This window comes from Oerskovia enterophila, assembly GCF_001692445.1.
Classification (GTDB): domain Bacteria; phylum Actinomycetota; class Actinomycetes; order Actinomycetales; family Cellulomonadaceae; genus Oerskovia; species Oerskovia enterophila.
Map to the genome: position 1 here is coordinate 46,894 of NZ_MAQA01000004.1, position 23,604 is coordinate 70,497.

Consider the following 23,604-nt stretch of genomic DNA (forward strand, 5'->3'; position numbering starts at 1 on the left):
CGGCGTAGCTGTCAGAAGTGAGCCGGGCGCGACCCCAGGCCACGTCTGACAACGTGGCCCAGCGGGCCCGACGACGGAGCGCACCTGGGCGCGCAGGTGCGCTCCGCCGTCGGGCCGGACGTGTCGATCCGGCGGCGTGCGCCGCCGGGGTCAGGCCACGTGCTCCGGGGAGAGGCTGCCCCGGAGGTCGCGGCCGGCCGCGTCGAGCGGGTCGGCGTCCAGCACGGTCCGGAGCAGCGTGAGCGCCTCGGCGTCGGCGCCCTCCAGCGCCGCGAGCTGTGCGCGCAGGAGCAGGAGGGTCCCGTCCTGGCGCACCTGCGGGTCGTCCGTGAAGAGGAGCATGGTGGGCAGCGACGTCGCGAAGTAGTCGACCTGCGCGGGGGTGACCGCCAGGTGAGCGACGTGCTCGGCGAGGCCCTCGATCAGCGCATCGGCCCGGTCCTCCCGACCGAGCCGCCGCCATGCCAGGACCGACGCGCACGTCTTCTCGGAGTACGCCCGCACCTCCATCGTCTGGAAGTCGCCCTCGAACCGCGCGGCCTCCTCCCAGGCTGCGCGCGCGGCCCCGTGCTCGCCCCGGGCGGAACGCACGTCGCCCAGCAGCAGGTGCAGGTCCGACGCGTTCGCGAGCGGGTGACGTGCCTCGCCGAGCGCAGCCGGCACCTCGAGCGCGGCCTCGACGTGCGTCAGCGCGCCGTCGAGGTCTCCGGTGGTCAGGGCACGACGCGCGAGCGCGGCCCGGACGTGCTCCCACGCGCCCAGCGCCTGCCCCTCGCCGCCCTCCCACGGCTGGAACGACCGGTCGTCGAACAGGGCGAGCGCCTCGTCGAGCCTCCCGACGCTCACGAGGAGCTCGATCAGCACGATCGTCAGGTCGTCGCGCTCGTGCACCAGGTCGGGGCGCGCGAGCAGCGCCTCGATGCGGCTCGCGGCCGGTGCGCCGGTCCGGCCGGCGAGCTGGTCGCGCTCGTACCGGAGGCGCGCGTCGTCGGGAGCGAGCGCGATCGCCCGCTCGTAGCGGGCCGCGGCGGCCCCCACGTCCCCGAGCAGGTTGTACGCAGCGACCGCCAGGTTCCGGTGGACGACCGGGTCCGTGCCGTCGAGCGCGACGGACGTCTCCCACCACGTGACGGCCTCGTCGCGCCGTCCAACGGCGTACCCCCAGTGCCCGAGCAGGGCCCAGGCGCGGGCCGCCCACGGGAACGCCTCCACGATGCGGGCGAGCATGTCCGCGTCGTCGAGCCGGGAGGCCAGGCACCAACGGGCTCGGGCCTGCTGCGCGCGCTCGACGGCGGCCGCGGCGGCCACCACGTCCCCTCGCCGCAGCGCGACGTCCGCGAGATGGAGCAGGGCCAGCGGGGCGACGTTGACGTCCCCCACGTGGACCGGGAGTGACGCGGTGTGGTCGAGGACGCGAGCGGCCGCGGCGAGCTCGCCGACCGAGACGAGCTCGAGCGCGACGTCGAGGGCGGTCGGCGGATGGGTCGGCAGCGCACCGTCGTCGAGGAACCGGAGCCACCAGTCCAGGCCGTCGAGGCGCCGGGACTCGTCGAGCAGGACCGCAGCCTCCCCGTGCCGACCCGCGCGGCGCAGGACGAGGACGCGCACGGCCCGGGCCTGCAGGTTCTGCGGATCGACGGCCAGCACCTCGGCCGTCTCGGCGAGGGCCGCGGCGTCGTTCCCGTCACGGGCCTCCAGACGGGCGAGCGCGAGGCGCCCCGGGGACCTCCAGGATGCGTCCCACGCGGCCTTGCCGAACGCGTCGCGTGCGGCCTCGTCGTGCCCCGTGCGGGCCAGGACCTGGCCCAGGAGGTAGTGGGCCTCGCCGTCCCGGGGGTTGGGGTTGCGCAGGGTCAGGCGTCCGAGGGCTGCCTCGAGGTGGGTCCGGGCGTCGGCGTAGCGCCCGGCGCGACAGGAGCGGGCGGCGAGCGCCACGTGGGCGCGCGCGTCGTCGGGGTCGCGCCGCAGCGCCTCCTCCCAGTAGGGCTCGGGCGAGCGGGTCGCGTGCCGGTACTGGCTCAGGTGCAGACCCGTGGCGTGGAGCTCGTCGGCCGAGCCGATCTCGGCGGGAGCGGGAGGCTCGGTCGCAGGGTCCGGGAGGACGGCGTCGCCCGTGACGCGACGTGGCCGCCACCGGACGAGCGTCGTCCCCCGGTGCTCGACGACGACCTCCACCTCGGTGGGGTCGAGGGGCAGGTCCGTGCTGATCGTGCGCACGAGGGAACGCCCCGGGCCGAGGTCGGCGTCCATCGTCGCGAGCCGGGCGCCGCCGGGGCCGGTAACCGTCACGGTCACCCCGTCGCGGGGCGAGGTCACCGCGACCCCGAGGCGCACCTCGCCGCCGGACGCGGACCGGACGACGTCGAGGTGCACCGCTGCGTCGAGCGACGCCTGGTGGGCCGGACCGATGTCCTGGATCGGGAACCAGTACTGGCTGAACGTGCGGGTCTCGCCCGGGCGCAGGAACGTGAAGTCGGGCTGGTTGTCGGTGTAGACACCGGCCATGAGCTCGACGTAAGGGCCGTCGCCGTCGGTCAGGTGCGCGTCCCATGCCAGGCCGAACGGGGCGTTGCCCCAGGTCCACTGCTTCTTCCCCGGGGCGACCCGGTGGTCGGCCCAGTGGACGAACCCTGCTCCGACGCCGTGGTCGTACCCGCCGAAGAAGTCGTCCGACGTCCCGAGGCACATGTACGACGTGGGGACGGGCACGTTGCGGTACCAGTCGATCCGGTCTCCGTCGGGGGTCCCGGGGGTGACCTGCGCGGGGTAGTCGACGCCGTAGTAGCGGCCGTCCGCGGAGGGGAAGGAGGAGACGGCGCGCTTCGCGTGGTCGGCGACGTGGTGGACGTCGGTCGGGAAGAACGACTGGTAGTCGTCGTTGGCGTGCGCGGCGACGTTGGCCCACCACATGAACGTCTGCTCGTGCTCCGAGCGGTTGTAGAGACGCGCACGGAGCTCGATCACGGACGAGTCGGGGCGCAGACGGAACCCGTGCATGCCCTTCATGCGGGCGAAGGGGTCGTGATCGGAGCACCAGACCGTCACCGCGCCGTCGGGCTCGTGCTCGATCGACGCCGCGGTCGGGAGGAAGGTCGCCGGACGGTGGTGCTGGGGCCAGTTCAGCTCGACGCCGCCCGAGACCCACGGGCCCGCGAGCCCGACGAGGGCCGGCTTGATGACGTTGTTGCGGTAGAAGAAGTCGTAGTCCCTCGTCTTGTCGATCCCGACGTGCACGCGCCCGCCCAGCTCGGGCAGGATCATCAGCCGCACCCACTCGTTCTCGAGGTGGATCGCGTCCCACGAGCGCGAGACCTTCTCCTGGCTGATCCGTTCGTGGAACGGCAGCGGGTAGACCTGGCCCGAGGACCCCTGGTAGACGCGGGCGTCGAGGTAGGCGGGGTAGCGGTCGGGAGCGCGGGGCAGGTAGGTGTCGATGGCGACGTCCTCGCGCCAGGCGCGCACGGCGTCCGCGCGCTGCTGGGTCGGGGCGTCGGGAAGCTCGATGCGCGATGCGTTGACCATACGATTCACGGTAGGCCGACGACGTGCGCGCCAGAATGACCGTTTCGCTCGCGGGGATGGACGATTCGACTGTCCCTGCACGGCCCTGGCCGCCTGCTGGACCCGGTGGTGGCAAGGGCGGTCGAATCGTCCATGAGCACGGCGGAATCCTCCAGCAGGCACTCCTCGCCCCCCACCTAGCGTGAGGGCAGGACGACCCGACCAGCGGTGTGAAGGGAAAGTGCAGATGACCGTCGAGACCTCAGTCGTCCACCTCCGAGGAGGTGGGACGAGCCTCGTCGTGACGACGAGCGGCGCGCGGCTGCCGCGCATCCTCCACTGGGGGCCCGACCTCGGCGACCTGACCGACGCCGACCTCGCGACCCTGGAGACCACGGCGTCGCCCGCGATCGGCGACTCGGCCGTGACGTACCCCCAGCCGGTGCCGGTCGTCGCGCAGCTCGCCGAGGGGTGGCTCGGGAGGCCGGGCGTCGTGGGCGACCGTGCGGGCGCCCACTGGGCGCCGGTGTTCGTGGTCGACGACGTCGTGGTCGAGCGGGCGGACGACGCCGAGCGCCTGCGGGTCGCCTCGTCCGACGTCGCCTACGCCCTCACGCTGGGCGTCGAGCTCGAGGTCCTCGCGTCGGGGCTGGTCCGCGTCCGGGCCGAGGTGGGGAACGTGGGCGACGAGCCTTACGAGGTCCGCGCGCTCGAGCTGGGCCTGCCGGTCCCGTCGACCGCGACCGAGCTGTGCGACCTGGCCGGACGCTGGGCGCTCGAGCGGGTCCCGCAGCGACGTCCCTTCGATGTCGGTTCCTGGGTGCGCGAGGCCCGGGGCGGCAAGCCGGGGCTCGAGCACGCCTTCATGATGCTGGCGGGCGAGCAGGGCTTCGCCAACCGGGCAGGGCGGGTGTGGGGCGTCCACCTGGGATGGAGCGGCAACCACGCGCTCGCCGCGGAGCGCACCCCGGCCGGGAGCCGCCGGCTCTCGGGCGGTGAGCTCCCGTGGCCGGGCGAGCTGGTCGTCGAACCGGGAGCGACGAGCACGACCCCGTGGCTCTACGGCTCGTGGGGCGAGGGCCTCGACGACCTCTCGCACCGGGTGCACCGCTGGATGCGGTCGCGTCCGACGCACCCCCGCACCCCGCGGCCCGTGGTGCTCAACACCTGGGAGGCCGTCTACTTCCAGCACGACCTCGCGACGCTCGAACGCCTGGCCGAGGCCGGTGCGGCGGTCGGCGTGGAACGGTTCGTCCTCGACGACGGCTGGTTCACCGGTCGCCGCGACGACACCACGTCGCTCGGCGACTGGACGGTGGACTCGACGGTCTGGCCCGACGGGATCGACGCGCTCGCCGACCGGGTGCGCGAGCTGGGCATGGACTTCGGGATCTGGTTCGAGCCCGAGATGGTCAACCTCGACTCCGACCTCGCGCGGAACCACCCCGAGTGGGTCTTCGACGCCGGGCACGGCCCGGGCATGGCCTCGCGCTACCAGCACGTCCTCGACCTGACCCACCCCGGGGCCTACCGCCACGTCCGGGACGCGATGTCCGAGGTCGTGGACCGCCTGGGCGTCGCGTACGTGAAGTGGGACCACAACCGGTACCTGCTCGACGCCGGGCACACGCCCACGGGCGTGGCGGCGGTCCGGGGACAGACCTTGGCCGCCTACGCGCTGATGGCCGAGCTCAAGGAGCGGCACCCAGGCCTGGAGATCGAGTCCTGCGCGAGCGGAGGCGGCCGCGTGGACCTGGGCGTGCTCCAGCTCACCGACCGGGTCTGGGCCTCGGACTGCAACGACCCGCACGACCGGCTCGAGATCCAGCGCTGGACCCGCCTGCTCGTGCCCCCGGAGCTCCAGGGGACGCACATCGGCGCGCGCGAGTCGCACACCACGCATCGTGTCCACCCGCTCGACTTCCGGGCGCAGGTCGCGCTGTGGGGGCACCTGGGGCTCGAGGTGAACCTTCTCGAGGCCTCCCCGGACGAGCTCGACGAGGTCCGGGCCTGGGTGGCGTTCCACACGGCGCACCGGTCCCTGCTGCACTCGGGCGACGTGGTCCACGCGGACCTCGGCGACCCCGCGCTGCGCCTCGAGGGCGTCGTGGCGACCGACCGTCGTGAGGCGATCTTCCAGCTCGCCGTGGTCGACCGGCCGATCACCTGGCCCCCTGGACGCGTCACCGTGCCGGGGCTCGACCCGGGGCGCCGGTACCGGGTCCGCCAGGTCAGCCCTGTCGAGCGGTCCGTCGCGGGGGTGCTGCCGCCGTGGACCGCGGCCGAGGAGGGTGTCGTGCTCCCGGGCGTCGTGCTGGCCCAGGCCGGGCTCGAGGCGCCGTCGCTCGACCCGGACCGCGGGGTCCTGTGGCACCTGGTGGCCGAGTGACCGATCTGCTCGACCACGACACCCTGCGGCTCTCGCGGGGCTCGGTCGGCGGTGCCGTGTCGGTGTGGGGCGCGAGCCTCGTCGGGCTCGACGTCGGCGGCCATCACCTCGTGGAGCCGGTCGCGGGTGCGGCCCGCCCGCCGCTCGCGGCGGGGGCGACGCTCGTCCCCTGGCCCAACAGGGTCGAGGGCGCGGCGTGGACCAACGGCGGCGTGGTCAAGCGGCTCGAGGTGAGCGAGCCCCCGACGGGGCACGCGCTCCACGGTCTGCTGAGCGGCGTCCGGTGGGACGTCGCTCGGCAGGGCGCGGCCGCCGTGTCCCTCACGTCGCGGATCCGGCACGCTCCCGGGTACCCGTTCGACCTCGACGTCGAGGTGGCGTACTCGCTGACCCCGGCCGGGGTCGAGGTGAGGTGCACGACGACGAACGTGGCGCCGTCGGGCCGTGCGCCCGTCGCGATCGGGGCGCACCCGTACCTGCGGTGCGGCGAGACCCCGGTCGAGGACCTGGTCGTCGCGATCGACGCGGGCGCGGCTCTCGCCCTCGACGGCGACGGCATCCCGCGAGGGGCCTTCGGGACCGCGGGGACCCCGCACGACCTGCGCGACGGCGTCGTCGTCCGGGACGCCGTGCCGCACGCGTGCCTGACGGGGCTCGCGACGCGGGGCGGCCGTGCCCGGCACGTCCTGGCCGACGCGACGGGCCGGCGCACCGTGCTCTGGGCGGACGAGGTGTTCGGCTACGTCCAGCTCTACGTCACCGACCTGATGCCCGGGCGCCCCGCGGCGATCGCGATCGAACCGATGACGGCGCCGCCGGACGCCCTGCGCTCGGGGCACGGTCTGCGGTGGATCGCCGCCGGCGAGAGCTGGACCGTGCGCTGGGGGATCGAGGACGAGGCGCGCGCTCCCGCGAGGTGATCGCTCGGGACGGTGCCGGTGTCAGCCCTTGACGCGCCGCCGGTACTCGCTCGGGCTCACGTCGTGGATCCGCCGGAACAGGCGCGAGAAGTAGTAGGGGTCGTCGTAGCCGATCTCGTCCGCGACCGCCTTGACCGGGGCGGCGGTCGTGTCGAGCAGGTGCCGAGCCCGCGCCATCCGCAGCGACGTCTGGTACGCGATGACGCCACCGCCGGTCGCCCGGCGGAAGAGCGCCCCCAGGCGTGAGGGCGAGACCCCGACCATCGCGGCCAGCTCGGGGACGCGCAGGGGACCGTCGACCCGGTCCTTCACGTACTCCATGGCCCGTTCCAACGGGTCGCCCGGCGCCGGCTCGAGCCGGTCGACCGCGAGCTGTGCGAGCAGCCGCCACGCCGCAGCGGTCGTCGCGAGGAGCCGGACGGGCGCGTGGTCGCGCTCCAGGGTGGAGAGGATCTCGTCGAGCAGCGCCACGACCCGCTCGACGTTGCGCAGCACCACGAGCGGGCGCAGGGCGTCGAGCTCGCCGACCGACAGGAGCTCGCCGACGTCGGAGCCCTGAAGGTGGCACCACCAGATCGACCACGGGCGGTCCGCCGCCGCGCCGTAGACGTGCGGGACGCCGCTCGGGATCACGACCGCGTGTCCCGCGCCGAGCCGGTGCTGCTGACCGAGCATCTCGACGAACCCTGTCCCGTCCGTGCACACGAGCAGGATCGTCTCGGGAGCGCCACCGGGGCGCTCCATGAGGTGCGTCTCGGCCCGCGGGTAGTAGCCCGCGTGGGTCACGACCAGGCGCCGGAGCAGCCGTCGCCCCAGGGCGTCCTTCACGACCGACCGGGGAAGGACGCTCAGTCGCTCGTTGTGGAAGCCGTCCTGCATCGTCATGCCCTGAGTATCGGGCCTGCGGGCAGGGGACTCGTCGCGCCGGTGCGTCCCCCGGCGGCTCTGCCGGGTGCGGCGAGGCGCGGGGGAGCGGTCCCCGGGGGCTGCTGGTAGCGGTCGACGCGCGCGACGACCAGCGTGACGCCAGGGGCGATCGCTGCGACGATGAGGCTGAGCACCTTCGGGTTCAGGGAGGTTCCGATGAGCACGGCGCGCGCGCTGCCAGGGACGCTCGTCGTCCTCGCCGTGCTGCTCGCGGGGGCGTGCTCGGACGGGCCCGTCCCCACCCCGAGCCCCGCCTCCGACGGTCAGGTCGTCGAGCCCGCCCCGGACGTCCCGACGGTCCGCGCGACCGCGACGTCCCTGATCGGCGACCTGCCCTCGCCCTGGGGGCTCGCGGCGCTCCCGGACGGCCGTCTCCTGAGCACGTCGCGCGACGAGGGGACGGTCAGCCTCCTCGACCCGGGGACAGGCCGCGTCACGACGGTCACGGGCGAGGGGGCCGACGACCTCGCGTCGGGGACCGACCACGGCGGCGAGGGCGGCCTGCTGGGCGTCGCGGTCGCGCCGACGTTCGCCGAGGACGGGTCCGTCGTGGTCTACCGGACGGGCGAGGCCGGCAACGAGGTGCTGCGGGGACGCCTCGACGTGGACGAGGCTCGCCTGGGTGCGCTCACGACCGTGCTCGAGGGCATCCCGAAGGCGAGCAACCACAACGGCGGCCAGGTCTCGTTCGGCCCCGACGGCTTCCTCTACGTCGCGACCGGGGACGCGACCACGTCGGGGGCCGCGCAGGACCCGGGCTCGCTCGCGGGAAAGATCCTGCGGGTCGGGCTCGACGGCGAGGCCGCGCCCGGCAACCCTGACGGCTCGCGCGTGTGGAGCCTGGGGCACCGCAACGTCCAGGGCCTGGGATGGGACGCCTCGGGCCGGATGTTCGCGAGCGAGTTCGGCCAGAGCACGCTCGACGAGCTCAACGTCATCGTCCCGGGCGGCAACTACGGCTGGCCGGACCGTGAGGGGACGCTCGGCGAGGCGGCCGCCGCGGACGGCACGGCGTTCGTCGACCCGGTCGCGACGTGGCCCACCTCGGACGCGAGCCCCAGCGGCCTCGCGGTCGCCGCGGACGCCGTGTACGTCGCGGGGCTGCGCGGGGAGCGCCTGTGGCGCGTCCCGTTCGCGGGCGGCGCGGCGGGGGAGGTCGAGGCGAGCCCGGTGCCCGACGGCGGAGCCTCGCCCGCCGCGTTCGGCGTGCCCCAGGCGCTGCTCACGGGGGAGTGGGGGCGGCTGCGCGCCGTCGTCGTGGCTCCCGAGAGCGCCGGCGACGCCGAGGGCGGGACGTCGTTGCTCGTCCTGACGAACGAGACCGACGGGCGGGGGAGTCCCGTTCAGGGCGACGACCATCTGCTGCGGGTCGACCTGGCGACGGGCTGAGGGCGGCCCTGGTCGGTCGCCGTCAGCCACGAGGTCGGTCACCCTCGGCGGCCCGGTCCGGTCGCCTCGGTCAGGCTCCTCGGACCGCGGCGCACCGGCGGGGTCCGGCCAACTACCATGAGGACCATGCCTGACGCAGCCCCGGAGACCTTCTACCTCACCACCCCGATCTACTACGTGAACGACGCCCCGCACATCGGGCACGCGTACACGACGGTCGCGGCCGACGTCGTCACCCGCTGGCACCGCCAGCGCCAGGAGCCGGTCTGGTTCCTGACGGGGACGGACGAGCACGGGCAGAAGGTCATGCGCACGGCCGAGGCCAACGACGTGACCCCCCAGGAGTGGGCGGACCGCCTGGTCGAGAGCTCGTGGAAGCCCGTGCTGCACACGCTCGACGCGCTCAACGACGACTTCATCCGCACCACGCAGCCCCGCCACACAGAGCGTGTACAGGCCTTCATTCAGGACTTGTACACCAAGGGCGAGATCTACGCGGGCTCGTACGAGGGCCCGTACTGCGTGGGCTGCGAGGAGTACAAGCTCCCGGGCGACCTGATCGACGGCACGGGCGAGTACGAGGGCCAGAAGCTCTGCCCCATCCACAGCAAGCCCGTCGAGATGCTCTCCGAGCAGAACTACTTCTTCAAGATGAGCGCGTACCAGGACCGCCTGCTCGCGCTCTACGAGGCGCACCCCGAGTTCGTCCAGCCGGCCAGCGCCCGCAACGAGGTGCTCGCGTTCGTCAAGGGCGGCCTGCAGGACCTCTCGATCTCGCGCAACACGTTCGACTGGGGCATCCCCATCCCGTGGGACACCACGCACGTGCTCTACGTGTGGTTCGACGCGCTGCTCAACTACGCGACCGCCGTCGGGCTGGACAGCGACGACCCGGAGCAGCAGGCCAAGTTCGCGGCCACGTGGCCCGCGAGCGTGCACCTGGTCGGCAAGGACATCCTGCGCTTCCACGCGGTGATCTGGCCCGCGATGCTCATGGCGGCGGGGCTTCCCCTGCCCAAGACGGTGTTCGCGCACGGCTGGCTCCTGGTCGGCGGCGAGAAGATGAGCAAGTCGAAGCTCACGGGCATCGCGCCGAGCCAGATCATCGACCACTTCGGGTCCGACGCGTTCCGCTACTACTTCATGCGCGCGATCGCGTTCGGCCAGGACGGGTCGTTCTCGTGGGAGGACCTCTCGGCGCGCTACAACGCCGAGCTCGCGAACGGGTTCGGCAACCTGGCCTCGCGCGTCGCAGCCATGGTCGGCAAGTACTACGGGGGCGTGCTCCCGCAGGCGGGCCCCGCCGGGCCGGCCGAGCAGGCGCTCGAGCAGGTCGCCGCGCAGGCGGTCGAGGCCGCCGAGAAGGCGATCGACGCGCTCGCGATCCACGAGGCCATCAACTCGGTGTGGACGCTCGTCGACGCCACGAACCTGTACCTCACCGAGCAGGAGCCCTGGAAGGTCGCCAAGCTCGACGAGGAACGTGACGGCACGGCGCCCGATGCCACCTGGATCCAGGAGGGGCGCCTCGCCACGGTGCTCGTCACGGCCGCCGAGGCCCTGCGCTCGCTCGCGGTGCTGCTGCACCCGATCACCCCGAAGGCCGCCCAGGCGCTGTGGGAGTCGCTCGGCGCGGAGGAGCCGCTCGGTGCGCTCTCGGTCCAGCCCGTCGACGGCGCCGCCCGCTTCGGCGTGCTGCCCGCGGGGACCACGGTCACCAAGGGGGCGTCGCTGTTCCCGCGGCTCGAGGACCCGGTCGTCGAGGGCGCCTGACCATGGCTCGCAAGCGCGAGCGCGGGTGGCCGCCCGCCCCCGAGGCGTTGCCGCTGCCCGTGGTCGACGACCACACGCACCTCGAGTCGATCGCCGGCGTCCTGCCCGACGTCGACGAGGAGGGGCGACCCGTCCCGGTCCCGACGGTCGCGCAGCACATCGAGGATGCGGCCGGGGTCGGGGTGGACCGCATGGTCCAGGTCGGCTGCGACCTGCCCTCGGCCCGGCTGACGGACGCCCTGGTGCGTGAGCACCGGGCGCTCCTCGGGGCGATCGCGATCCACCCCAACGAGGCGACCCTGCACGCGGGCGTGACCGAGGTCGGCCCCGACGGGCTGGTCCCGACCCCCGAGGCGCGCCACGCCGTCGGGCTCGACGACGCGATCGCGGAGATCGCCGCGATCGCTCGCGACAACGACCGCATCCGGGCGATCGGCGAGACGGGCATGGACCTCTTCCGCACGGGCCCCCAGGGCGCAGCCGTCCAGCGCGAGTCGTTCCGGGCGCACGTCGCGCTCGCCAAGGAGCTCGGGCTCCCGCTCCAGATCCACGACCGCGACGCGCACGCCGAGGTCATCGAGGTCCTCCTCGCCGACGGCGCCCCCGAGCGGACGGTCTTCCACTGCTTCTCGGGCGACGCCGAGATGGCGAGGCTGTGCGCCGCGCAGGGCTGGTACCTGTCGTTCGCGGGACCTGTGACGTTCGGCGCCAACGACGAGCTGCGCGCGGCTCTCGCGGCCGTGCCCCTGGGCCAGGTGCTGGTCGAGACCGACGCGCCCTACCTGACGCCGCACCCCTACCGCGGACGGCCCAACGCGCCCTACCTCCTGCCCCACACCGTGCGGAAGGTGGCCGAGGTGACCGGGACCGGGCTCGAGCAGGTCTGCACGCGGCTGAGCGAGACTGCCGAGCAGGTCTACGGCCCCTGGTGACAGCTCGGGCGACGACCTGACGAGTCCCCGTTCCCCCGCCGTGCGGTGCGTCCCGGCCGACGCGCCGGACGGGCTTCCCCCGAAGGTCGCGTTTCCACTACGGTCTGCTTGTCCGTGATGCCGGGAGCGTCACCGGACGCAGGTCGAGACAGGAACGGAAGGTCACGTGGTCGGTGGCGACGGGGTGCGCAGGAGCTCCTTGACGGGTAGGTGGCGCCTGGCCGCGCAGGCGGCGATCCTGGCGACCGTGGTCGGGACGACCGGAGTCTTCGCGCTCGCCCACAAGTCCGTGGTCCTCGACGTCGACGGCGAGGTCCGCACGGTCAGCGCGTACGGCTCGACCGTCGGCGACCTTCTCGACTTCCAGGACGTCGCGATCAAGGACTCCGACCTCGTGGAACCGGCGGCAGACGAGCGGGCGACCGACGGCGGCACCATCGTCGTCCGGACGAGCCGGCAGATCTCGCTCGAGCTCGACGGGAAGCCGCAGACGTTCGTCACGACGGCCCGCACGGTCGGTGAGCTGCTCACTGCCCTCGGCCCGCGCGCCGAGGGCGCCATGACCTCGGCGTCGCGCTCGCAGTCGCTCGGTCGCGAGCAGATCCGGGTCTCGACCCTCAAGACCGTCCACGTCGCCGTGGACGGCGCGATCGTGACCGCCACGACCTCCGAGGCGTCGGTCGAGGGGGTCCTGGAGCACGCGGGGATCACCCTGTCGGTGGGCGACGCGGCGTCGGTCCCGCTCGGTGCCGCCGCGGTCGACGGCATGCTCGTGCTCGTCACGCGGGCCGCGAGCGGCGCGGCGACGGTCACGGAGACCCTCCCGTTCGAGACCGAGGAGGTCAAGGACCCCTACCTCCCGCAGGGGCAGCGCAACGTCCGGACGTCGGGCAAGGTCGGCGAGGCCGTGACGACCTACGCCATCCAGACCGTCGGCGGTACCGAGGTCTCGCGGACCGTGGTGGACCGCACGGTGACGCGCGAGCCGCGCACCGAGGTCGTCGTGGTCGGTTCGCTCGACCCGTCGACCATCAAGGTCGACCCGGGGTCGTCCAAGGCGATCGCCAAGTCCCTCGCGGCCCAGCGCGGCTGGGGTGACGACCAGTTCGCGTGCCTCGACCTGCTCTGGATGAAGGAGAGCAAGTGGAACGCGACGGCAGAGAACAGGTCGAGCGGCGCGTACGGGATCCCGCAGGCCCTCCCGGGCTCCAAGATGGCCAGCGCCGGAGCCGACTGGCGGACCAACCCGGCGACCCAGATCACCTGGGGGCTGGGGTACATCGAGGGCCGCTACGGCACGCCGTGCGGCGCCTGGAGCCACTCGCAGGCCAAGGGCTGGTACTGAGCAAGGGCCGTGCGAAGACCCTGTGAGGGTTCTCTCCGCAGGGGCTCGCCAAGCCCTGACATAGGTGGTGAAAACCGGACAGGGCGGCGGTGCCGCGCTCGGAAGGGGTTGGCACTGGATAACGGATCGGTTACGGTCAACTGTCGCGCACTGCAGCCCGCCCTGTCGTCACCCGCTCATCACCGGGGGCGAGACGGACGGAGGGTGCGCGTCCTGCTGTCGGCCCGAGAAGTGGTCCGTCGGTGGTAGACGACAGCCGGATCGGTCGTTCGGAACCAGCGGTAGGACGTCCTCGGACGCCCGCCCCGACGCTCCTCGGAGCCCAGGGCCGTCGGTGGCGCGCTGCGCCGTCCGAAGTCCGTGCCCGGGAGGCTCGACGACTGGACTCGAGTGAACAACCCCATTGACCGGACCGCTCACGCGGCCAGCGCCGACAGCGCAGCCAACACCCCCCAGACCCCTTCTCCTCTCGACGGCGTCGAGGCACAGGCCTCCGCCCCCACAGCCACCAAGCGCCGCCGCTGGCCCCTGATCGCCGGTGCGACGGCCATCGCACTCGTCGCGACCGGAGCAGTCGCCTACGGCAGCGCCAAGAAGACCGTCCAGCTCGACGTCGACGGCAACATCACGACGGTCTCGACGTTCGCGGGCTCGATCGAGGGTCTCCTCGACGAGCAGGACGTGCGTGTGACCGACCGCGACCTGATCGCCCCCGGGGCCGACGCGCCCCTCAAGAACGGTGCCGACGTCGTCGTGCGCTACGGGCGTCAGGTGACCGTTCAGACCGACGGCGCCCAGAGCGACGTGTGGCTCACCGCGCTCGACGCCGACGAGGCGCTCGAGACCCTCGCGGACCGCGGCAGCGACGTGCGTCTCGTGGCCTCGCGCTCGGGAGCCGACGGCCGCGCCGCGCTCTCGCTGCGTCTCGACGCCGACGGGCCCGTCGCCGTCGTCGCGGACGGCGAGACCAAGACGGCCCCCGACGGCAGCATCGGCGTGAACGCGATCCTCGACCAGCAGGGCGTCGCCCTGGGCGAGCTCGACCGCGTCTCCGTGGCCCGTACGGCCGAGGAGACGTCGGACGTGCCCGCGGTCTCGCTGGTCGTCCAGCGCGTCGCGGTGAGCGAGGTCCCCACGGTCACCCCGATCCCGTTCGAGACGGTCACCGAGCAGGACGCGAACCAGTTCGCGGACCTCGCCCCGGTCGTCAAGCAGGAGGGCGTCGAGGGCGCCTCGACCAAGGTCGAGAGCGTGACCACGGTCGACGGCGTCGAGGAGTCCCGTGAGCTCGTGTCGGACGGCGTCACGTCCGATCCGGTCGCCAAGATCGTCGTGCAGGGCACCAAGGAGCGGCCCAAGGCTGCCCCGAAGGCTGCTGCGGCGGCCCCGAAGGCCGCTGCCGCTCCCGCTGCCCCTGCCCCCAAGGCGAGCGCACCGGCCGCGGCGGCACCGAGCACGGTCGGCGGCGACGTCTGGGCCGCGCTGGCCAAGTGCGAGTCGGGCGGCAACCCCGCGACGAACACGGGCAACGGCTACTACGGCCTCTACCAGTTCTCGGCCACCACCTGGCGTGCGATGGGTGGCTCCGGCCTCCCGTCCGACGCCTCGGCCGCGGAGCAGACGCAGCGTGCGCAGGCGCTCCAGGCCCGCTCGGGCTGGGGTCAGTGGCCCGGGTGCGCCCGGAAGCTCGGCCTGCTCTGAGCGGTCCTGGCATCCTGACCGCGGCCACGGGCTGAGGTCGGACGAACGAGGGGTGTGGCCCACGGCGCGAGCCGTGGGCCACACCCTTTTCCTGTGCCCACTGGTTGCCCGGTGGCCGCCCGCTGGCCGCCCGCTCGGTGTCCGCGCGGACGAGAGACGCGCGCCGGGCGCGACGTCCGGGTCTGTCCGGGTGTGCTCGGATCGTCCTGTGACGTGGGTCGCGAGCTGGCGGGGCCGACTTGGTGATCGATAACGAGTCGGTTACGGTCGAGTGTCCCGCGTGCAGAAGTCGCCTCGGTGTGATCGGAGCGCGGGCGCCGTGTCGGCAGGGTGCAAGCCCAGGGCCCGACACCCTGGACCGCCGGATCGGCTGGTCGAGCCCCTGGAGCGACCCCGTCGCCTCGCGCCGTGCGCGGACCAGGGTGGCGCCGCAGCGCGCGCCTCGACCCCCCGTGCCCGGACAGCACGACGACTGGACCCTCGTGAAGAACCCTTTTCGCAGCATCGCCGGCGCGCACCGCGCGCGCCCCGCAGCCACCTCCGACGTGACGTCCACCGACGCCATCTCCTCCCAGGGCGTCGAGGCCCAGGCCTCCGCCTCCGCCACCAGGCGCCGCCGCTGGCCCCTCGTCGCGAGCGCGACGGCCGTCGCGCTCGTCGCGACCGGAGCGGTCGCCTACGGCAGCGCCAAGAAGACCGTCGAGCTCGACGTCGACGGCGAGGTCGCCACGGTCAGCACGTACGCAGGCTCGGTCGAGGGCCTCCTCGCCGAGGAGGGCGTGCGTGTGACCGACCGCGACCTGATCGCCCCCGGGGCCGACGCGCCCCTCAAGAACGGTGCCGACGTCGTCGTGCGCTACGGGCGTCAGGTGACCGTCCAGACCGACGGCGCCCAGAGCGACGTGTGGCTCACCGCGCTCGACGCCGACGAGGCGCTCGAGACGCTCGCGGCGCGCGGCGGCGACGTGCGTCTGGTCGCGTCGCGCTCTGCGGCTGACGGCCGCGCCGAGCTCGGCGTCCGCCTCGACGCCGACGGGCCCGTCACCGTCGTCGCGGACGGCGAGAGCAGGACGGCCCCTGACGGGTCGATCGGTGTGGACGCGATCCTCGAGCAGCAGGGCATCGTCCTGGGCGAGCACGACCGCGTCTCGGTCGCCCGCGACGCCACGGCGGACCCTGCGGTGTCCCTCGTCGTCCACCGCGTGGTCGTCACGGACCTTCCGACCGCGACCCCGATCCCGTTCGAGACCACCGTCCAGGAGGACGGCAACGTCTACAAGGACGAGGCTCCGACAGTCGCCCAGGAGGGTGTCGAGGGCGTGCACACGCTCGTCGAGCGCGTGACCACGGTCGACGGGGTCGAGGAGTCCCGTGAGGTCGTCTCGGACGGCGTGACGTCCGAGCCGGTCGCCAAGATCGTGGTGCAGGGCACCAAGGAGCGCCCGAGCGGCCCGGCAGCGGCCGGATCGGCGCGCGAGATCGGGCAGCAGCTCGTCGCGGCCCGTGGTTGGGGCAGCGAGCAGTTCGCGTGCCTCGACAAGCTCTGGACCAAGGAGAGCAAATGGGACTCGTCGGCGACCAACCCGTCGTCGGGCGCGTTCGGCATCCCGCAGTCCCTGCCCGCCTCCAAGATGGCGAGCGCCGGGGCCGACTGGCGGACCAACCCCGCGACCCAGATCACCTGGGGTCTCAACTACATCGCGGGCAGCTACGGCACCCCGTGCGCGGCGTGGGGACACTCGCAGGCGAAGAACTGGTACTGAGCCTGCCCTGGCGACCGTCGGGCGCTGAGCCTGCGCAGGCGGACGTCAGGTACCGGTCCGCGAGCACCGCTCGCGGCGGCCGGCACCGGTCCAACCGGTAGGCTTCCCCGCATGAACGACACCCCCAACGCCCTGCTCGGTCCGGCACAGATCCGCGACCTGGCAGGGCGTCTGGGTGTGCGGCCCACCAAGACGCTCGGGCAGAACTTCGTGCACGACGGCGGGACCGTCCGCAAGATCGTCCGGACCGCCGGGATCGGGGCGGGGGACCGGGTGGTCGAGGTCGGACCGGGCCTGGGATCCCTCACGCTGGGCCTGCTCGAGGTGGGGGCGAGCGTCGTCGCGGTCGAGATCGACCCGCCCCTGGCGCAGCAGCTCGCCGCGACCGTGGCCGTGCACCAGCCCGACGCCGCCGACCGCCTGACCGTCGTGGCCGCGGACGCGCTCGAGGTCACGGAGCTCCCGGGCGAGGCGCCCACGGCGCTCGTCGCGAACCTGCCCTACAACGTGGCCGTCCCCGTCCTGCTGACCTTCCTCGAGCGCTTCGACTCGCTCGAGCGTGTCCTGGTCATGGTCCAGGCCGAGGTCGCGGACCGGCTCGCCGCCCCGCCCGGGAGCCGCACGTACGGCGTGCCGTCGGTCAAGGCCGCCTGGTACGCCTCGGCCCACCGTGCCGGGACCGTGGGGCGCAGCGTGTTCTGGCCCGTGCCGAACGTCGACTCCGCGCTCGTGGCGCTCGACCGCCGTGAGCCTCCGACCACGACGGCGACGCGCGAGGAGGTCTTCGCGGTCGTCGACGCGGCCTTCGCGCAGCGTCGTAAGATGCTCCGCTCGGCCCTCGCGGGGATCGCGGGCTCGTCGGCCGCGGCGGTCGAGGCTCTCGAGCGCGCGGGCGTCGACCCCACAGCGCGAGGCGAGCGGCTCACGGTCGAGGAGTTCGCGCGCATCGCGGAGCAGCTCCCGCTCGTGCAGGCCGAGGCCGCCGCTTCCGCAGGCGAGCACCCGGAACGACCTGGCACAGTGGACGCGTGAGCCCCCACCTGTCCGCCGCGCCTCCGGTGTCCGTCCGGGTCCGGGCGCCCGGGAAGGTCAACCTGTCGCTGCGCGTCGGGGCCCGTCAGGAGGACGGCTACCACCCGCTCGTGACGATCTTCCAGGCGGTCTCGCTCGTCGAGGAGGTCACGGCGACGCTCGAGACCCCCGGTGCGGGACTGTCCCTGACGGTCTCGGGCGCGCAGGCCGAGCGGGTCCCTGTCGACGAGACCAACCTGGCCTGGCGGGCCGCGGAGTCCCTGGCCCGGTACGCGGGCGTGGACGCGGACGTCCGGCTGCACATCCACAAGGGCGTGCCCGTCGCGGGCGGCATGGCCGGCGGTTCGGCCGACGCCGCGGCGGCGCTCGTGGCGTGCGACCTGCTGTGGGAGACCGGGTTGTCGCGGGCCGAGCTGTCGGACCTCGCGGCCGGGCTCGGCTCGGACGTGCCGTTCGGGCTCGTGGGGCACACGGCAGTCGGGACCGGGCGGGGGCACCTGCTGACACCCGCGATGGCCCGGGGCGAGTTCCACTGGGCGTTCGCGGTCCGGGACGAGGGCCTGTCGACCGCCAAGGTGTTCCAGACGTTCGACGAGGTCGTGGGCGGGACCCCCGACGTCGAGCTGTCGGACGACACCGAGCTCATGCAGGCACTGCGCGCGGGGGACCCCGTGGGGCTGGGCCGCGCGCTGCACAACGACCTCGAGGCCGCGGCGCTCGCCATGGCCCCCGAGCTCGGCCGGACGCTCGAGGTCGCGCACGAGGTGGGCGCGCTCGGCGTGATCGTCTCGGGCTCGGGTCCCACGGTCGCGGCGCTGGCCCGCAGCAGGCAGCACGCGCTCGCGATCGCGGCCTCCTGGACTGCTGCGGGCGTCGCCGACTCGGTGCACTGCGCCACGGGTCCGACGTCGGGCGCGCGCGTCCTGGCCTCCTGACCGGTCCCGCTCGGTACGACCGGGAGCTCGGTGCGACCGGAGGCAGCCCTCGGACGGCGGCCCAGCCCGGGGCGCGGTGGTCGGTACGCGTCGGCGCATCCCCGACGTCCCGGCCCCCGATGCCCGGCGCGTATCCTCGCTAAGGCACTTCCACCCTCTCGAAGGAACTCATGGCACACCTCCTCGGCGCCGACGACATCCGTCTCGTCGTCGGCACCCGCACCCTGCTCGACGGCGTGAGCCTGGGCCTCGACGACGGCGACCGCGTGGGCGTCGTCGGCCCCAACGGGGCCGGGAAGTCGACGCTGCTGCGTCTCCTCGCGGGGACCGCCGTGCCCGACGCCGGACGCGTCACCCGGGTGGGCGGGCTGCGGATCGGCATGCTCGACCAGCGCGACGAGTCGCCCGCGGGGACCAGCATCCGCGACCTGGTCCACGGCGAGTCGGCCGAGCACACCTGGGCGGGGGACGCGGGCATCCGTGCGGTCCACGCGGGCCTCCTCGGCGACCTGGACCTCGACGCCCCGGCGAACACGCTCTCGGGCGGGCAGCGTCGCCGCGTGGCCCTCGCGGCCCTGCTGGTCGCCGACCACGACGTGCTGTTCCTCGACGAGCCCACCAACCACCTCGACGTCGAGGGCGTCGCGTGGCTCGCCGAGCACCTGCAGGCGCGGTACGCGCGCCCCGGTGCCCGGGGGGCGCTCGTGGTCGTGACGCACGACCGCTGGTTCCTCGACGCGGTGTGCACGCGCATGTGGGAGGTCACGGGCGACGGCTCGGGCGCGGTCGAGGGGTACGAGGGCGGGTACGCGGCCTACGTCCTGGCTCGTGCCGAGCGGGCCCGCACCGCCGCGGTGACGGCCGAGAAGCGCAACAACCTGCTCCGCAAGGAGCTGGCCTGGCTGCGCCGCGGCGCCCCCGCGCGCACGTCCAAGCCCAAGTTCCGGCTCGACGCGGCCGCCGCTCTCATCGCCGACGAGCCGAACCCGCGCGACACGCTCGAGCTCACGCGCATGGCCACGCGCCGCCTGGGCAAGGACGTGCTGGACCTCGAGGACGTCACGGTCCGCATGCCGGCTCGCGACGGGGATCCCGATGCTGCGGAGAAGGTCCTGTTCGACGACGTGACCTGGCGCCTGGGCCCCGGCGACCGCTACGGCGTGGTCGGGGTCAACGGCGCGGGCAAGACGACGCTCCTGCGCCTGCTGGCCGGACGCCTCGCGCCGAACGAGGGCACGGTCAAGCGCGGCAAGACGATCCACGTCGCCGAGCTCACGCAGGACATCGACGAGCTCGACGCGATCGGCGGCCTGCGGGTCGTGGAGGTCATCGAGCAGGAGAAGCGCACGGTCGCGGTCGACGGCAAGGAGCTCACGGCCGCGCAGCTCGTCGAGCGGCTCGGGTTCACGCGCGAGCGCTCGCAGACCCTGGTCCGCGACCTGTCCGGTGGTGAGCGTCGGCGCCTGCAGCTCCTGCGGCTCCTCGTCGGCGAGCCCAACGTGCTCCTGCTCGACGAGCCCACCAACGACCTCGACACCGACACCCTGGCTGCTATCGAGGACCTCCTCGACGGCTGGCCCGGGACGCTCGTCGTGGTCTCGCACGACCGCTACCTGCTCGAGCGGGTCTGCGACCGCGAGGTCGCGCTGCTGGGCGACGGGACCATCCGCGACCTGCCGGGTGGCGTCGAGGAGTACCTCGCGCTGCGCAAGGCCATGATCGCCGCGGCAGCGGGATCGTCTCGGGCGGGAGGGACGCGCGCGGGCGCGACGGCCGGCGAGGCCGGTGCGTCGTCGTCGGGCACGGGGAGCAGCGGCGACGCGACGGACGCCCAGCCCGCCCCCTCGGGCGCGGACGTGCGCGCCGCGAAGAAGGAGATCGGTCGCATCGAGCGACGCCTGTCCAAGATCGCCGAGCTGGAGGCACGCCTGCACGACAAGATGGCGGCCCAGGCGACCGACCACGCGGCGATCCTCGACCTCGACAAGCAGCTCCGGGAGCTCGCGGACGAGAAGGAGACGCTCGAGACCGAGTGGATGGAAGCGGCCGAGCTGCTCGACTGACCTCGCGCACCGCCGGGCGCGGAGCTCGTGCGAGGCGCGCCCGGCGTCTCTCGCACGGGCTCCGCGCTCAGCGGGAGGCGGTCACGCCTCGAACTGGCCCACGACCGTGCGCAGCAGGTTCGCCAGGCCGAGCCGGTCCGCGGGCTCGAGCGCCGCGAGGACCTCGCGCTCGACCGCCAGCAGGTCGGACATGGCGGCGTCGACACGCTCGAGGCCCTCGGGCGTGAGCTCCACGAGCACGCCGCGCCGGTCGTCGGGGGAGCGGTGACGCTGCACCAGGCCGCGGGCCTCGAGGCGGTCGATCCGGTTGGTCATGGTGCCGCTCGTGACGAGCGTCTGCGTGATGAGCGCGCCGGGGGACAAGCGGTACGGCTCGCCCGCCCGGCGCAGCGCGGACAGCACGTCGAACTCCCAGGTCTCCAGGTGCCCGCGCGCGAACGCGCTGCGGCGCGCGAGGTCCAGGTGCCGGGCAAGCCGGCTGACGCGGGAGAACACGGTGAGCGGCTCGACGTCCAGGTCCGGACGCTCGCGCTGCCAGGCGTCGACGATGCGGTCGACCTCGTCCGGGTGCGGGTGCTGCATGACGTGAGGCTACTCGACATTCCTCGACATCAAGAGTCTTGACGGGAGCTCCCGCCCCGGTCGGGGACCCGTCAGCTCGCGCGCAGGGCGTCCTTGAGCTTGATCCGGCCCCCGGTACGGAGCACCGCGTTCGAGTAGATCTTGCCCGCGAGCCACACCAGGACCGGCACGAGGGCCAGCGACAGGCCGACCGCGAGCAGGATCTCCCACGTCTCTACCGTGCCCAGCGCGATGCGGATGGGCATGAGCAGCGGCGAGCAGAACGGGATGTACGAGAGCCACACGACCAGCGGGTTCTCGGGGTCCCACGGGCCGATCGAGATCCCGATGATGTACGGGATCATCATGAGCATCAGGACCGGGGTGATGACCGAGCCCACGTCCTCCTGGCGCGAGACCAGCGCCGCGAGCGCCGCCAGCGCGAGCGAGTACATGACGAACCCGATCACGAACCACACGAGCACCCAGGCCGCGGTCGCGCCCAGGTTCACGCTGCTCGCGTCGACGAGCCCGAGCGCGAACGCCGTCCCGACGCCGCCCCCGACGACCACGACGAGCTGGAGGAGCCCGATCGCTCCGATGCCCAGGACCTTGCCCGCCATGAGCTGCCACGGGCGGATCGTCGCGAGCAGCAGCTCGACCACGCGGCTGGTCTTCTCCTCCACGACGCCCTGCGCCACGAGCTGGCCGCACGTCATGAGCGCGATGAAGATGAGGATGCCGCCGACCATGCCCGTGACGATCTGAGCGGGGTCGCGCTCCTCGGCGGGTTCGAGCGACTCGACCGTGGGGGCCGCGGACGCGATCTCCTGCGCGACCGCGGACGGGTCGCCGCCCAGGTCGGTGATGGCACCGGACAGCGCGGCCTGCTGGGCCAGCCCCGTGAAGACGGGGGTCAGGGTCGTGCCCAGCTCCTCCTTGACCACGACCGTGAAGGACCCGGGCGTGCCGGTCACGAGCGCGTCGAGGCTGCCGTCGGCGACCTGCTCCCGGCCGTCGGTCTCCGAGACCTCGCTGACCTGGATCTCGGTGCCGACCGCGCCTCCCGCGGCCTCGAGCTGGGGGCCCAGGGCCTCGGCGCCCGACGTGACGCCGACCTTCTGGGCCGCGGGCTCCTGGCCGCCCACGACGCTCAGCAGGAACCCGCCGAGCACGACGCCCACGAGCAGGGCGACCGTGGTCCAGACGAACGCCTTGGACCGGATACGTGTCGAGATCTCCCGGCCGGCCACGAGCGAGACCGCGCCCCACGTGCTCACGGGCGAGTGGCGGGTCGTCGTCGGCTGTCGCACGGCGCTCATGCCGAGGCCTCCTGTCGGGTCGAGGGGGTCGTGCGGGAGCCGGTCGTGCTGTCCGGCGCGGGGGCCTCGTCACTGCTCACGACGTGGCGGAACAGCTCGGTCAGCGACGGGCGCTGCGGCGTGAACTCGCGCACGGGCCCCGTGGCCAGGGCCGCGCGCAGCACCGCCTGCTCGGCCCCGTCCTGCGGCGAGTCGACCTCGAGGAAGGTCCTGGCGCCGTCGTACCGCAGGACACGGACGCCCGAGAGCTCGGACGCCCAGCCGGGCGGCGCGGCCGGGGCGTCGACGACCCACTGCGGGCGCTGCGTCGCGCGGAGCTCCTCGATCCCGCCGACCTCGACCATCTCGCCCGCCTTGACGATCCCCACCCGGTCGCACAGCCGCTCGACCAGGTCGAGCTGGTGCGACGAGAAGACGACGGGCACGCCCGCGGCGGCGCGGTCGCGCAGGACGCCGCTCATGACGTCGACCGCGACGGGGTCCAGACCGGAGAAGGGCTCGTCGAGCACCAGGATGTCGGGGTCGTGGACGAGGGCGGCCGCGAGCTGGACGCGCTGCTGGTTGCCGAGCGAGAGCTTCTGGACCTCGTCACCGCGCCGGGCGTCGATCCCGAGCACCTGCGTCCAGTGCTCCATCGCGGTGCGGGCCGCGACGGTGCCCAGCCCGTGCAGCCGGGCCAGGTAGACGAGCTGGTCGCCGACCTTCATCTTGGGGTAGAGCCCGCGTTCCTCGGGCATGTAGCCGATCCGACGACGCATGGCCAGGTCGAGCGGTCGGCCGTCCCACCGGACCTCGCCCGAGTCGGGCGCGAGCACCCCGAGCGCGATGCGCATGGTCGTCGTCTTGCCCGCCCCGTTCGACCCGACGAAACCGAAGATCTCCCCGGCCCCCACCGTGAAGGACATGTCGCGCAGCGCACGCACGGTCCCGTACGTCTTGTTCAACCTGTCGATCTCGAGAGTCGCCATGGACCTACGAAACCACGGACGGCGCGAGCCGTCACGGGCGGAATGTCATGAGTTCGTGGCTGTGCCCCGGCCGGGGCGCGAGG

Annotated in this window: 17 protein-coding genes; 11 read left to right on the forward strand and 6 right to left on the reverse strand. The window is 73.6% G+C overall.

The annotated features are described in order from the left end of the window. Positions 1 to 150: 150 nt before the first annotated feature. The gene (locus OERS_RS02775) at positions 151 to 3,522 is read right to left on the reverse strand and encodes a DUF5107 domain-containing protein (RefSeq protein ID WP_068624262.1); all 3,372 of its coding nucleotides are present in this window, start codon (positions 3,520 to 3,522) and stop codon (positions 151 to 153) included. 226 nt (positions 3,523 to 3,748) lie between these two features. Between OERS_RS02775 and OERS_RS02780 the strand changes: the two genes are divergently transcribed. Continuing rightward, complete coding sequence (locus OERS_RS02780) at positions 3,749 to 5,890, forward strand: alpha-galactosidase (protein WP_068624264.1); 2,142 nt, start codon at positions 3,749 to 3,751, stop codon at positions 5,888 to 5,890. Then, positions 5,887 to 6,810: an aldose epimerase family protein gene (locus tag OERS_RS02785; RefSeq protein ID WP_068624266.1), complete on the forward strand. Its 924-nt coding sequence runs from the start codon at positions 5,887 to 5,889 to the stop codon at positions 6,808 to 6,810. Before OERS_RS02780 ends, OERS_RS02785 begins: the two co-directional genes overlap by 4 nt. Before the next feature lie 21 nt (positions 6,811 to 6,831). On the opposite strand, the gene OERS_RS02790 is transcribed toward OERS_RS02785, so the two are convergent. Next, positions 6,832 to 7,695 carry a helix-turn-helix domain-containing protein gene (locus OERS_RS02790; RefSeq protein WP_068624268.1) on the reverse strand — a complete coding sequence of 288 codons (864 nt, stop codon included), beginning with the start codon at positions 7,693 to 7,695 and terminating at the stop codon, positions 6,832 to 6,834. Beyond that, complete coding sequence (locus OERS_RS21425; RefSeq protein WP_169834180.1) at positions 7,692 to 7,901, reverse strand: hypothetical protein; 210 nt, start codon at positions 7,899 to 7,901, stop codon at positions 7,692 to 7,694. Before OERS_RS21425 ends, OERS_RS02790 begins: the two co-directional genes overlap by 4 nt. On the opposite strand from OERS_RS21425, the gene OERS_RS02795 reads away from it, so the two are divergent. From OERS_RS02795 to OERS_RS02835, 9 genes are all read left to right on the forward strand, one after another. Next, entirely contained in the window at positions 7,894 to 9,126 is a 1,233-nt protein-coding gene (locus tag OERS_RS02795) for a PQQ-dependent sugar dehydrogenase (protein ID WP_211268433.1), read from the forward strand. The genes OERS_RS21425 and OERS_RS02795 overlap by 8 nt on opposite strands. A 126-nt stretch (positions 9,127 to 9,252) precedes the next feature. After that, entirely contained in the window at positions 9,253 to 10,899 is a 1,647-nt protein-coding gene (metG, locus tag OERS_RS02800; protein ID WP_139107662.1) for a methionine--tRNA ligase, read from the forward strand. A 2-nt stretch (positions 10,900 to 10,901) separates the two neighbouring features. Beyond that, positions 10,902 to 11,831, forward strand: a complete 930-nt coding sequence (locus OERS_RS02805) for a TatD family hydrolase (protein WP_068624273.1) — start codon at positions 10,902 to 10,904, stop codon at positions 11,829 to 11,831. Between the two features lie 199 nt (positions 11,832 to 12,030). Beyond that, complete coding sequence (locus OERS_RS02810; protein ID WP_231907679.1) at positions 12,031 to 13,176, forward strand: aggregation-promoting factor C-terminal-like domain-containing protein; 1,146 nt, start codon at positions 12,031 to 12,033, stop codon at positions 13,174 to 13,176. A gap of 390 nt (positions 13,177 to 13,566) precedes the next feature. Further along, a complete protein-coding gene (locus OERS_RS02815; RefSeq protein ID WP_248948307.1) occupies positions 13,567 to 14,877 on the forward strand; it encodes a resuscitation-promoting factor in 1,311 nt (436 codons plus the stop codon). A 452-nt stretch (positions 14,878 to 15,329) separates the two neighbouring features. Continuing rightward, entirely contained in the window at positions 15,330 to 16,640 is a 1,311-nt protein-coding gene (locus OERS_RS02820; RefSeq protein WP_248948309.1) for an aggregation-promoting factor C-terminal-like domain-containing protein, read from the forward strand. Between the two features lie 111 nt (positions 16,641 to 16,751). After that, positions 16,752 to 17,672, forward strand: a complete 921-nt coding sequence (gene rsmA, locus OERS_RS02825; RefSeq protein ID WP_068624277.1) for a 16S rRNA (adenine(1518)-N(6)/adenine(1519)-N(6))-dimethyltransferase RsmA — start codon at positions 16,752 to 16,754, stop codon at positions 17,670 to 17,672. Next, positions 17,669 to 18,607: a 4-(cytidine 5'-diphospho)-2-C-methyl-D-erythritol kinase gene (locus OERS_RS02830; RefSeq protein WP_068624279.1), complete on the forward strand. Its 939-nt coding sequence runs from the start codon at positions 17,669 to 17,671 to the stop codon at positions 18,605 to 18,607. The genes rsmA and OERS_RS02830 overlap by 4 nt, the downstream gene beginning before the upstream one ends. 170 nt (positions 18,608 to 18,777) lie before the next feature. Beyond that, the gene (locus OERS_RS02835; RefSeq protein ID WP_068624281.1) at positions 18,778 to 20,670 is read left to right on the forward strand and encodes an ABC-F family ATP-binding cassette domain-containing protein; all 1,893 of its coding nucleotides are present in this window, start codon (positions 18,778 to 18,780) and stop codon (positions 20,668 to 20,670) included. An 81-nt stretch (positions 20,671 to 20,751) separates the two neighbouring features. Here OERS_RS02835 and OERS_RS02840 read toward each other — a convergent pair whose 3' ends face one another. The 3 genes from OERS_RS02840 to OERS_RS02850 form a co-directional block, all read right to left on the reverse strand. Continuing rightward, on the reverse strand, positions 20,752 to 21,252 hold the full coding sequence (locus tag OERS_RS02840; RefSeq protein ID WP_056645596.1) for a MarR family winged helix-turn-helix transcriptional regulator: 501 nt from the start codon (positions 21,250 to 21,252) through the stop codon (positions 20,752 to 20,754). Between the two features lie 71 nt (positions 21,253 to 21,323). Then, positions 21,324 to 22,553, reverse strand: coding sequence for an ABC transporter permease (locus OERS_RS02845; RefSeq protein WP_056645599.1), 1,230 nt, complete (start codon positions 22,551 to 22,553; stop codon positions 21,324 to 21,326). Then, positions 22,550 to 23,521: an ABC transporter ATP-binding protein gene (locus OERS_RS02850; protein ID WP_068624283.1), complete on the reverse strand. Its 972-nt coding sequence runs from the start codon at positions 23,519 to 23,521 to the stop codon at positions 22,550 to 22,552. The genes OERS_RS02845 and OERS_RS02850 overlap by 4 nt, the downstream gene beginning before the upstream one ends. Positions 23,522 to 23,604 lie beyond the last annotated feature (83 nt).